At 59.9% G+C, this 11028-nt stretch carries 14 protein-coding genes; 8 read left to right on the top strand and 6 right to left on the bottom strand.

What is annotated here, in order from left to right; genetic code table 11:
- Position 1: 1 nt before the first annotated feature.
- Genes ERD80_RS19655 through ERD80_RS19665 form a run of 3 tightly spaced genes read left to right on the top strand, consistent with a single transcriptional unit; the run spans position 2 to position 3080 of the window.
- Entirely contained in the window at positions 2-901 is a 900-nt protein-coding gene (locus tag ERD80_RS19655) for an ABC transporter permease (RefSeq protein WP_136548202.1), read from the top strand.
- A 2-nt stretch (positions 902-903) separates the two neighbouring features.
- Entirely contained in the window at positions 904-1680 is a 777-nt protein-coding gene (locus ERD80_RS19660) for an ABC transporter permease subunit (protein ID WP_136548214.1), read from the top strand.
- On the top strand, positions 1680-3080 hold the full coding sequence (locus ERD80_RS19665) for an ATP-binding cassette domain-containing protein (protein WP_136548216.1): 1401 nt from the start codon (positions 1680-1682) through the stop codon (positions 3078-3080). The genes ERD80_RS19660 and ERD80_RS19665 overlap by 1 nt, the downstream gene beginning before the upstream one ends.
- Here the strand turns inward: ERD80_RS19665 and ERD80_RS19670 are convergent.
- Positions 3077-3598 (bottom strand): GNAT family N-acetyltransferase, encoded by a 522-nt coding sequence (locus ERD80_RS19670; RefSeq protein ID WP_058776198.1) that lies wholly within the window; start codon positions 3596-3598, stop codon positions 3077-3079. The two genes, ERD80_RS19665 and ERD80_RS19670, sit on opposite strands and share 4 nt — an antisense overlap.
- Positions 3599-3706: 108 nt before the next feature.
- Positions 3707-4255: an XRE family transcriptional regulator gene (locus ERD80_RS19675; RefSeq protein WP_136548204.1), complete on the bottom strand. Its 549-nt coding sequence runs from the start codon at positions 4253-4255 to the stop codon at positions 3707-3709.
- 102 nt (positions 4256-4357) lie between these two features.
- Between ERD80_RS19675 and ERD80_RS19680 the strand changes: the two genes are divergently transcribed.
- The 3 genes from ERD80_RS19680 to corA all read left to right on the top strand — a co-directional run bounded on the left by ERD80_RS19680 (position 4358) and on the right by corA (position 6407).
- A complete protein-coding gene (locus ERD80_RS19680) occupies positions 4358-5032 on the top strand; it encodes an AzlC family ABC transporter permease (protein ID WP_136548218.1) in 675 nt (224 codons plus the stop codon).
- The gene (locus tag ERD80_RS19685; RefSeq protein WP_021508856.1) at positions 5022-5342 is read left to right on the top strand and encodes an AzlD domain-containing protein; all 321 of its coding nucleotides are present in this window, start codon (positions 5022-5024) and stop codon (positions 5340-5342) included. The genes ERD80_RS19680 and ERD80_RS19685 overlap by 11 nt, the downstream gene beginning before the upstream one ends.
- Positions 5343-5438: 96 nt before the next feature.
- Complete coding sequence (gene corA, locus ERD80_RS19690; RefSeq protein ID WP_021508858.1) at positions 5439-6407, top strand: magnesium/cobalt transporter CorA; 969 nt, start codon at positions 5439-5441, stop codon at positions 6405-6407.
- A 79-nt stretch (positions 6408-6486) separates the two neighbouring features.
- Here corA and ERD80_RS19695 read toward each other — a convergent pair whose 3' ends face one another.
- Positions 6487-7221 (bottom strand): SDR family oxidoreductase, encoded by a 735-nt coding sequence (locus ERD80_RS19695; RefSeq protein WP_136548206.1) that lies wholly within the window; start codon positions 7219-7221, stop codon positions 6487-6489.
- Between the two features lie 160 nt (positions 7222-7381).
- Between ERD80_RS19695 and ERD80_RS19700 the strand changes: the two genes are divergently transcribed.
- A complete protein-coding gene (locus tag ERD80_RS19700; RefSeq protein WP_021508860.1) occupies positions 7382-8314 on the top strand; it encodes an AraC family transcriptional regulator in 933 nt (310 codons plus the stop codon).
- Between the two features lies 1 nt (position 8315).
- On the opposite strand, the gene ERD80_RS23015 is transcribed toward ERD80_RS19700, so the two are convergent.
- From ERD80_RS23015 to ERD80_RS19705, 3 genes are all read right to left on the bottom strand, one after another.
- A complete protein-coding gene (locus tag ERD80_RS23015) occupies positions 8316-8447 on the bottom strand; it encodes a hypothetical protein (RefSeq protein ID WP_255412114.1) in 132 nt (43 codons plus the stop codon).
- Positions 8448-8476: 29 nt separating this feature from the next.
- Complete coding sequence (locus ERD80_RS23020; RefSeq protein ID WP_254919537.1) at positions 8477-8608, bottom strand: hypothetical protein; 132 nt, start codon at positions 8606-8608, stop codon at positions 8477-8479.
- A 208-nt stretch (positions 8609-8816) separates the two neighbouring features.
- Positions 8817-9521 carry an SDR family oxidoreductase gene (locus tag ERD80_RS19705; RefSeq protein WP_136548208.1) on the bottom strand — a complete coding sequence of 235 codons (705 nt, stop codon included), beginning with the start codon at positions 9519-9521 and terminating at the stop codon, positions 8817-8819.
- 104 nt (positions 9522-9625) lie between these two features.
- On the opposite strand from ERD80_RS19705, the gene ERD80_RS19710 reads away from it, so the two are divergent.
- Positions 9626-10525, top strand: coding sequence for a LysR substrate-binding domain-containing protein (locus ERD80_RS19710; protein ID WP_136548210.1), 900 nt, complete (start codon positions 9626-9628; stop codon positions 10523-10525).
- Positions 10526-11028: the final 503 nt, after the last annotated feature.

Here is an 11028-nt window from a genome sequence, read left to right on the forward strand (position 1 = left end):
GCTGTTCGTGGTGCTGGCGGTAGGATTACTGACCTGGCTGCTGGTGCAGGCGCTGCCGGGCGACATGGCGTGGCGCATCGCCTCGGGGCGCTATGGTTACGATCGCGTCGATGCCGACGCGGTGGCGCGGGTACAGCAGGAGCTGGATGGAGCGCTTAGCGGCGGCAGTGCGCTGCTGCACTGGCTCTTCGATCTGCTGCAGTTTAATTTCGGCCGCTCGCTGGTTTCCGGTGAGCCGGTGATGGATGAGCTGCGCTGGCAGCTGGGCCAGACGCTGGCGCTGGCGGGCGTTTCGCTGCTGCTGGCGTTACTGCTGACGCTGCCGCTCGGCATCTGGGCCGGTTGCCATGCCAACGGCCGGCTTGACCGTGCGCTGTTCTGGCTGACCGCCTTGCTGAAATCGGTGCCGCATTTTGCACTCGGCATGCTGCTGATCCTGCTGTTCGCGCTACAACTCGACTGGCTGCCGAGCGCCGGTCACGGCGAGCTGCGCCATTTCCTGTTGCCGGCACTGACGCTGGCCCTGTCGTTGACGGCCGTCGGCGTGCGCGTGGTGCGCGAAGCCACCTGGCAGGTGGTGTCGTCCGGCTACTATCGCTGGGGAGCGCAAAAAGGACTGGCACCCGCGCGCCTGCTGCTGCGTCACGGCCTGCGTAATCTGAGCGCGCCGGTGCTGACGTGGTTTGGCATGCAGTTTGTCTGGCTGGTGGAAGGCGTGGTGGTGGTAGAAACCCTGTTTGCATGGCCGGGAATCGGTCACGCTCTGGTGCACGCCATTTTTGCGCGTGACGTGCCGGTGATTCAGGCCAGCGCCATGACGCTCGGCCTGCTGTTTGTCCTGCTGAACATGCTGGTGGATGCCGGTTGTCATCTGCTCGATCCCCGGGGGGCGCGCGCATGAAGATGACGCTTTCACGCTGGGTGGGTCTGGTACTGCTGGCGGCGCTGCTGGCTTACGCGTTTGTGCTGCCGCTGATTCAGCACGGCGATCCGCTACAGCAGGATTTGCTGCAGATGCTGCAGACGCCGAACCGCGGCCATTTGCTTGGTTTCGACCATCTCGGTCGCGATATGTTAACGCGCCTCAGCGCCGCGCTGCGCCTGTCACTCGGGCTGGCAGCCCTGTGCGTGATCAGTGCGCTGATAGCGGGCGTGTTCACCGGTGTGCTCAGTGCGCTGTACGGTGGCTGGCCGGAGCGATTGCTGAGCATCGTCGGCGATATGTGCCTCGCGCTGCCGGGATTGCTGTTGGTACTGCTGCTGGCCGCCATTGCGCCAGACGCGCCGCAGATGCTGTGGCTGGGCATTTCGCTGGTGCTGTGGGTGGAATTTTTCCGCGTCACGCGTGCCACGCTGCGGCCAATTGTGCAGGCGCCCGGTATGCAGGCCAGCAAACTGCTCGGGTTCTCTGCCTGGTATCGTTTTCGTCATCATCTGTGGCCTGCGCTGGCACCGGTACTGCTGACGCTAACCTTGTTCTCTTTCAGCAGCGCCATCATGGCGGTGTCGGCGCTCGGGTTTATCAGCGTTGGCGTGCGTCCGCCCACGCCGGAGCTGGGCCTGATGATGACCGAACTGCTGCCGTTTGCGTGGGAAGCGCCGTGGCTGCTGATGCAGCCGGTAGCCGCACTGTTTTTACTGTTGATCAGCCTCAATCTGCTGATGAAAAAGGAGCGATGATGAAGGGATTACAGATCACCGGGCTGAGCGTTGCCACAGCGACTGAAACACTGGTTGAGCCGGTGGATGTGCGGCTACAACCCGGTCAGCCGCTGACGCTGCTCGGCGAAACCGGATCGGGGAAAAGTCTGCTGGCGCAGGCGATCATGGGGATATTGCCGCCATCGCTGCAGGCCAGCGGTGAGGTGATGATCAACGGCAGACGCTTTCAGCTGCCGCAGGATACGGCGCAGCTGCGTCGGTTGTGGGGCAATACGCTGGCTTCGCTGCCGCAGGAGCCGTGGCTATCGCTCGATCCGACCATGGCGATTCAGCAACAGGTGGCGGAAGGGCATCGCTTCGTGCGCGGTTTGCCGCCTGCCGCCAGCGCTGCAGCGGCGCAGCAGGATCTGCAGCAGCTTGGCCTGGCCGCGGCGGCACGGCGTTATCCGTGGCAGCTTTCCGGCGGCATGGCACAGCGCGCCGCGTTTGCGGCAGCCCGTGCCGGTGGCTCGCAGATTCTGATTGCCGATGAGCCGACCAAAGGGCTGGATGTGGCGCGCCGCGACGAAGTCAGCCAGCTGTTACAGCGCGAAGTGGCCGACGGCGGCATGCTGTTGACCATCACCCACGACATCGCCCTGGCACGCCAGCTGGGCGGCGACGTGCTGGTGATACATAAAGGCAGCGTGATTGAACAGGGCCCGGCGCAGCAGGTGTTACAGTCGCCGCAGCAGCCTTACACGCGCGCGCTGCTGGCTGCCGATCCGGCCTGCTGGCCCGCCCGACAACAAACTATGATCGGTGCCAGGCCGGTGATCAGCGCCCAGGACATTATGCTGGCGCGCGGGGGCAAAAGGCTGGGTGTGCCACGCGATTTCACGCTGCACGCCGGTGAAATCGTTGGCCTGCACGGTGCCAGCGGCAGCGGCAAAAGCAGTTTCGGCGACGTGCTGTTGGGGTTGCTCGCGCCGCAGCAGGGCCGCGTAACGCACCACGCTGATGCCGATGCGCTGAAATATCAGAAAATCTATCAGGATCCTTCCGCGCTGTTTCCGCCGCAGCGCACGCTGGGGCAAAGCATCAACGATGTGCTGCGGCGTCACGCTCTCCCGCCGGCACAGCGCGATGCGCTCATGGCACGGCTGGCCTTGCATCCCGCGCTGCTGACGCGGCGACCAGAGGCGCTCTCCGGCGGCGAACTGCAGCGCTTCGCGCTGCTGCGGGTGATGCTGCTGCGGCCGGTATTTCTGTTTGCCGATGAGCCGACGTCACGCCTCGATCCGCTGGTGCAGCAGCAAACATGGCAGTTGATCGTGGAACTGGCGCGCGAGCAGCAGTGCGCGGTGCTGCTGGTGAGTCATGACCGCGATCTGCTGGAGAAAGGCACTCATCGGGTGATTGCCATGGAAGCGGCTTAGCGATCGGGCGGCTGGCTGTCACCCGGCCCGAGACTCCGCTGCATTACCACGGTGTCCAGCCAGCGGCCATGTTTGTAACCCACCGATTTCATCACGCCGGTGTGCTCAAAACCGAGCGCCCGGTGTACTCCCAGCGAGCCCTGGTTGGCGCTGTCACCGATAATCGCGATGATCTGGCGAAAGCCAGCGGCTTCGGCCAGCGCCACCGCTTTTTGCAGCAACGCTTTACCGATACCGCGTCCGGTTTGCTGCGGGTCGAGATAGATAGAGTCTTCCAGCGTGAAGCGGTAGGCATAACGCGGACGATACGGCGCGAGATAGCAGTAACCCAGCACCTGATCCTGCTCTTCAGCCACCAGCCAGTAACCGCCGCGCTCGTGCACGTCATTGATACGCCGCAGCATTTCACTCTCCGCCGGCGGTTCCGTTTCGAAGGTTGCGGTGCCGTGCAGCACGTGCCAGGCGTAAATCTTCTGTATCGCCGCCGCGTGATGCGGCTGCGCGGGAATAATGTCCATATGTTCCTGCTGTTCTGCCAATGATGCTGACAGCATGCCACCGCGCCGCAGCGCAATCATCCGAATTAGTCATAGGAAATTGTGATAGTCAGGCGCAGCGAAATTTCTTTAATTCTGCTCCGACAGCTGGACCGCCATGGTATCGGCGTCGAGCGCCTCGAAGATGTGCGGTTCATCAGCGGGATAACAAATATAATCGCCCGGGAACAGTTCGACCGGCGCGTCCATCGGGCCGACCCGCGCGCGACCTCGTGCCATGATGATGTGTTCGACTGAACCCGGCGGATGCGGTTTTGACGCGCGCGGTGCGCCGGGCTGGCTGGTGATCAGATACAGATCGCGGCGGCCGCCCGGCGGGCAGCTGGCGAGTAAAGCGGCCTGATAATCAGCCAGTTCAGCTGACACAATCATGCCTTCGCCACGCCGAATTACCTGCAGTCTTTTTACTTCCGGCTCCATCAGCCTGGCGAACGGAATATTCAGCGCCACACACAGTGACCATAATGTCTCAATGCTGGGATTACCGTTGCCTGCCTCCAGCTGGGACAGCGTTGACTTGGCGATGCCGGCGCGGCGCGCCACTTCCGTCAGCGAAAGTCCGGCGCGCTGGCGTTCGCGCAGCAGTCCGGCGGCAATGATAGCAATGGGCGGGGTCACACTTACTCCTGTTCTTTATATCGAACGATTTGTTCATCTTGTAAAACACTGAAGGCGCGTTCATTATAACGGCTTTCTTGTTCGTTATGAGATCAAATTGTGATGCGTCTGGGTGCCGTACCGCTTGATCGCGGCGTAATTAAAGCGATCGTTCTCGTTTGTCTGGCCGACGGTATCGTTGGCCTCTCCTATGGATCTCTCGCCGCTGCCGACGGCTTTCCGCTGTGGGTGCCGATTGCGCTCTCTACGCTGGTACTGGCCGGGGCGTCTGAATTCCTGTTCATCGGCATCGTCGCCGGCGGTGGCAGTCCGTTAACCGCTGCCGCAGCCGGTTTACTGGTCAACGCGCGTCATCTGCCGTTTGGCATTGCGGTGAAAGACCTGGTCGGGCAGGGCGGACGCAGTCTGCTGGGCTGCCATATCATGAATGACGAGAGCGTGGTGTTCGGTATTTCACAGCCGAAGCTGGCGCAGCGTCGGGCGGCTTACTGGGTTTGCGGACTGGGTATTTTTGCCATCTGGCCGCTCACGGTGATTGCCGGTGCGGTGATTGGGCGCTTTATTCCTGATGTGTCGGCGATTGGCCTGGACGCGGTGTTTCCGGCCATCCTGATCGCGCTGATTTTCCCGGCGCTGCGCCAGCGTCGCACGCGCATTCCGGCCACCCTCGGGGCACTGCTGTCCGTGCTGGCGACGCCTTTTGTGCCAGCCGGTATGCCGGTGCTGTTTTCTTTACTCGGTTTGCTGAGCTGGCGGGAGCGCAAAGATGCAAAATAGTTTAGTGATTGCCGGCATCGCGCTGCTGGCTGCAGGGACGTATGCGATTCGCTTTGCCGGTTACCGGCTGGGCAGCCGGATGCACATGTCAGAACGTGTGCGCAACATGCTGTCCGACGCGGCAACGGTGCTGCTGCTGGCTGTCGCTGTCACCACCGCGCTGTTTGAGGGCACCGATTTCGCCGGCGTCGCACGGCTCACCGGCGTGTTGTTCGCGGTGTTTCTCGCCTGGCGTCGCGCGCCATTGATACTGGTAATCATCGGTGCGGCGGTGATGACGGCGCTGCTGCGCTATTTTGGCGTACCGTAAGCGGCGGCGTGATGACCGGCGCAAAGATGACGGCGCACTGGCACCTGCTTTGCAGCTATGATTAGGGATAGAGAGTACAACAAGGACAACGCGAAAATGGTGATTAACTGCGTGGTGTATCGCCACGGCAAACGCGAAGAGCATGTCGAAGTCGATCAAATCAGCGAAGTGCTGAAAGAGGAAAAATCGTTCGTCTGGCTTGGCCTGTATCAACCCGATCCGGCGTTCATGCAAACGCTGCAGGAGGAGTTTAGCCTGCATGAGCTGGCGATTGAGGATGCGCTGGTGGCGCATCAGCGGCCCAAGATTGAGCAGTACGGCGAATCGGTATTTATCGTGGTGAAAACCGCACACATGGAAGATCGCCAGCGCATCAGCTTTGGCGAAACCCACTTTTTCCTCGGCAAAAATTTTCTGATTACCGTGCGGCACGGTTCGGTTGAGGGCTATAAAGCGATTCGCGCTAAAGCCGAGAAAAACCATGCCATGCTGTGCCAGGGACCCGGCTATGCGCTCTACTGCATTCTCGATTTTATCGTCGACAACTACAGTAAGATCACCGAATCGCTGAGTGAACGTATTGCTGATCTGGAAGACGGCATGTTCACCACCCGCTTTGACAGCGTCACGCTGGAGAATGTTTACCATTTGCGGCGTCAGCTGCTGTCGTTGCGCAATGCGGCGATGCCGGTGACAGAGATCTGTCCGCAGCTGGTGCGCTTCCATGAAGATATCATCCCGAAAAATCTACGCGCCTATCTGCGCGACGTGCAGGATCACGCGCACCACGTCATGATTGATGCCGAGGATATGCGCGAAACGCTGGCCAGCGCCATGCAGGTGAATCTGGCGCTGGTCTCGGTACAGCAGAGTGAGGTGAACAAAAAGCTGGCCGGCTGGGGGGCGATTCTGATTGTGCCGACCATCATCTTCAGTATGTACGGTATGAACTTCTCTGATATGCCCGAGCTGCACAGCCACTTTGGCTATCCGGCGGCGCTGGCGGTCACGCTGGTGATCTGTTTCGTTATGTGGTGGCGGCTGAAAAAAGCGGGCTGGCTGTAAGCGTGATGGCCTGCGCGCGCTGTCACCAGACGCGCAGGCCAGGGCGATTTCAGCCTGAAATCGCCACGCTCCATTAGCCTCAATGCGCGCTGGCAGTAGGGCGCACCGTGATCTCATTGACATCAACTTCGCCAGGCTGATTAATGGCCCAGCTCACCGCCTGCGCAATGGCTTCGGGTTTTAACGCAACCTGCCGATAACTCTGCATGGCCACGCGTGCGGTCTCGTCAGTGATGGTGTCCGCCAGTTCCGATTCCACCACGCCGGGATTAATGACCGTCACACGCAGCTGGCGCGATTCCTGACGCAGGCCATCCGAAATGGCGCGAACCGCGAATTTTGTGGCGCAGTACACCGCTGCCGTCGGCGATACCGCCAGCGCACCAATCGAGGCGATATTGATGATATGGCCGCTTTGCTGCGATTCCATGAGCGGCAGCACGGCAGCGATGCCGTACAGTACGCCACGCACGTTGACATCGAGCATACGATCCCATTCATCCACCTTCAGCGCACTGAGCGGCGACAGCGGCATAACGCCGGCATTGTTGATCATCACATCAATCCGGCCATATTTATCGCGGGCAAAATCGGCCAGCTGCTGCGTATCGGCACGCTGCGTCACGTCGGTGGCCAGATAATCCAGTTGTGCGCCGCTGGCACGCAGTTCATCACACAGTATCGCCAGCCGATCGGTACGGCGCGCGCCCAGCACCAGTTTATGCCCCTGACTGGCCAGCAGACGCGCTATCGCTTCGCCGATGCCGCTGCTGGCGCCGGTCAGAATAATCACTTTCGCATTGGAATGAGCCATGATGGTTTCCTCGTGTTGGTTGACTAGGCTATTGTGGAAAACGCCGGCTAAAGCGAACAGACCGGATTGTGGCGCATCATTGCCTGATTCTCTCGTCACTGTTGTGAGTAAGGAATAAACCTGGCTATGCTTTGCCTGAACCTCTCACCGGAAATCCGTTATGTCGCAAACCGTACAACAGCAGACCTGCGCGCTGCTGCGCCAGCTGGCACCGCAGGAAGGTTATACCGCCTCACTGCTCGACAGCGTGCGCTTTATGCGTGCCGACCGGCAGTGGGCGCGCACGCCGGTTCTTTATGAGCCGAGCATCATCATTATCTGTCAGGGCTCGAAGCGGGCGTTTCTGGCCGACAAAATGTATCGCTACGACGCGCAGCACTATCTGGTGTTGTCGGTGCCGCTGCCGTTCTCCGCTGAGACTGAAGCGACCTCGGCTGAACCGTTACTGGGACTGGCTATCCGTCTGGATGCGGCCACGCTGGCGCGCCTGGTGACGCAGGTCGCAGCGGCAGACATTCCGCTGGCGGAGACACCAGCCAGCATTATTTCGACGCCGGTAAATGAGACGCTGGCGGACAGCACGCTGCGCCTGTTGCAGGCGCTGAGCGATCCGCTGGAAGCGCAGGTTTTAGGCCCGGCACGGGTAGAAGAGATTTGTTTTCGTGTGTTGCTGGGTGAGCAGGGCGGTGCGGTGCGCGCAGCGCTGACCTATCAGGGCCACTTTGGGCGCATCGCGCGGGCGCTGCAGCGCATTCATGCTGACTGGCAGCAGCCGCTGGATGTGCCGCATCTGGCCAGCGAAGCGGGCATGAGCGTTCCGCGCTTCCATCTGCATTTCAAAAGCGTGACACAGACCTCGCCGATTCAGTATCTCAAGTCGCTGCGGCTGCATCAGGCGCGTTTGATGATGATTCGCGATAATCTCACTGCCGCCGGTGCCGCCGCACGCGTCGGTTACGAAAGTGATTCACAGTTCAACCGGGAGTTTAAGCGGATGTTTGGTCGCACCCCGGCTGACGAGGCGCGGGTGATGAAACGCGCATTTGCGCTGCTGCCGCCGGAACAGTTATCCGCGCGGCTGCAGGCACATTAGGTCAGTACGCGATAACGATTGCCACCACCACGCCAATCCAGAACAGCAGGCTGGCAGCCAGTGCCAGCTGGCACAGTAACCGGCGGGAAAAACTCAGCAGCGCACTGAGGCGCGGCGATAACATTAATACCATAATCATCCCTCACAACAGCCAGCAACCGATCAGCGCAGCCCCATCACGGCAACCACCAGCAGAATCCAGAAAAAAGCACAACCTGTTAGCAGGAAACGCCAGACAAGATGGCGTTCGGGAGTCAGCAGCGTGTGCAGACGCATACGAAGAAGCAGTGGCATAGCGACCTCAAATCAGAAAGTTTTACCGGGAATATCTGGCAGCTGAGAACAGAAAATTCTGTCAGCGAATAAGAACATTCTGACGTGTTATAAGGCCGCGAAACGACAAGACCAGTCTTGAAAACAGGCTGAGAAATTCATCATGAGGCAGGCGGTAGCCACAGCGGACATCAGATGCCGCTGTGGCCATCAGTCACAGCAAAGCCGGTTACACGCTGCGCGTGACGCCGCCGTCCACGCGAAGATTCTGCCCGGTGATATAAGCCGCGTCGGGCGAAGCAAGAAACGCAATGGTAGCCGCCACTTCTGCAGCCGTGCCGTAGCGCTGCATGGGCACGCTGTCGCGCCGTTCATCCGTTTTTGGCAGGCTATCAATCCAGCCTGGCAGGACGTTGTTGATACGAATATTCTCAGCTGCGTAGGTGTCGGCAAAGATTTTACTGAAAGAAGTCAGACCGGCACGGAACACGGCCGAGGTCGGGAACATGTCGGTGGGTTCAAACGTCCATGCCGATGAGATATTAATGATACTGCCGCCACCCTGCTGCTGCATGATCGGCGTGACCAGACGTACAGCGCGCACTACGTTGAGGAAGTAGGTTTCCATTCCCTGCTGCCACGCATCATCGCTTAATTCAAGGATCGGCGCGCGCGGACCGTGACCGGCACTGTTAACCAGCACGTCAATACGTCCCCAGCGCGCCAGTGTGGCATCAACCAGTTGCTGCAAATCGTCTACTGACTGATTCGAACCGGTAATGCCGAGTCCGCCCAGACGATTCGCCAGCAGCTCGCCTTTGCCGGAGGAGGAAAGAATCGCAACCCTGAAACCCTCGCTGGCCAGCTTCTCCGCTGCCGCTGCGCCCATACCGCTGCCACCTGCGACAATCACCGCAACTTTTTCTACTGTCATGTGAGTAACCTCATCAATTAAATATCCTGTCATGCCAGTATAATGGCCGGGAGATGCCGCAGAGAGTCAGCTCAGCTGGCAATTGACGATAGGAAAACTACAGGATGAATCAGGGCTTTCAGGCATTACCGTCGCTGAATGCGCTACGGGTATTTGAAGCCGTGACGCGGCACCTTAATTTTCGCCTCACCGCTGAAGAGCTCGGTGTGACACAGGGTGCGGTTGCGCAGCATATTCGCGGTCTGGAGGCCAGCCTGGGCCTGAAACTGTTCGATCGGCTGCCGCGTTCGCTGGCGCTGAACGCTGCCGGTGCAGGCTATGCGGTGCACATTCGACAGGCATTTGAGCTGATTGATGAGGCGACGCGCACGCTACGCCCGGAGCCGGATCGCCTGACGCTGAGCGTAACACCGACCTTTGCCAGCCGCTGGATGCTACCGCGTTTACCGGCATTTACCGCGGCCTGGCCGGATATCGACCTGCGCGTGCTGGCCTCTGAACGGCTGGTGCAGTTTCACCATGAAGGCGTCGACCTGGCGGTGCGCTATGGCCGGCCGCCGTTTGGTAGCGGGCTGGAGGCCACGCTGCTGTTTAGCCAGACGGTGCTGGCGGTGGTCAGCCCGGCGCTGCTGGCACAACACGGTGATGCAGCGCAGCCAGAAAATTGCCTGCGCTATCCGCTGCTGCACGATGGCCATCACCTGTGGCCGGCGTTCCTGGCGTTTATGTTCCCCGGCCAGTCGCTGCAGCATCAGCATCATCTGCGCTTCAACCAGACCGCGCTGGCGCTGGAAGCGGCGCTGAGTGGTCAGGGTATCGCACTGACCAGCCCGCATTTTGTGCAGAACGATCTGGCCAGCGGTCGGCTGGTTCCCGCCTGGCAGCGTGAGATGCCCGTTGATGCCGGCTGGTATCTGGTGGCTCCGCGTCGTCCGCGTGAGCAGGCAACGGTGAGTGCGGTTCGTGCGTGGCTACTCAGTCAGGCGGAGCAGAGCAAAGATTGATGGCTGAGCAATGCGATGCTTTTATGTTCAATAACAAAATCAGTAAAACTGATGATCGCCTGCGAATTATGAATGTTATAACTGACTGAGCATGCATTTTATAAGGTTTATCCTGCCCAGGCAGGGTTTTAGAAAAATATCACGCAAATTCAGCAATTAAGGGAAGGAATTGTGCGTTGCAATCTGCTGAGGGCTGTGAATAAATAAAACGCTGAATTTCATAAAAATGCCATAACGGCCAGGCGACAGCCTGCATAACCGTATTACCACCATGACCGATCATAAAATTCTTTTAGCCAGGGATATCAGCGCCAGAAGTGAAAGCATGCAGGCGCACCTCATCGCCATCCGGCGCGATATTCACGCACATCCGGAACTTGGTTTCGACACCATCCGCACTGCAGCCATTGTGGAGCAGGAGTTGCTGCGCCTCGGGCTGACGCCGCAAACCGGCGTGGGCCGCACCGGCGTGATGGTGGACATTACCGGCGCGCAGCCGGGCA

Origin of the sequence: Pantoea sp. R102, from assembly GCF_004916815.1 — a bacterium.
Taxonomy (GTDB): Bacteria; Pseudomonadota; Gammaproteobacteria; order Enterobacterales; family Enterobacteriaceae; genus Pantoea; species Pantoea dispersa.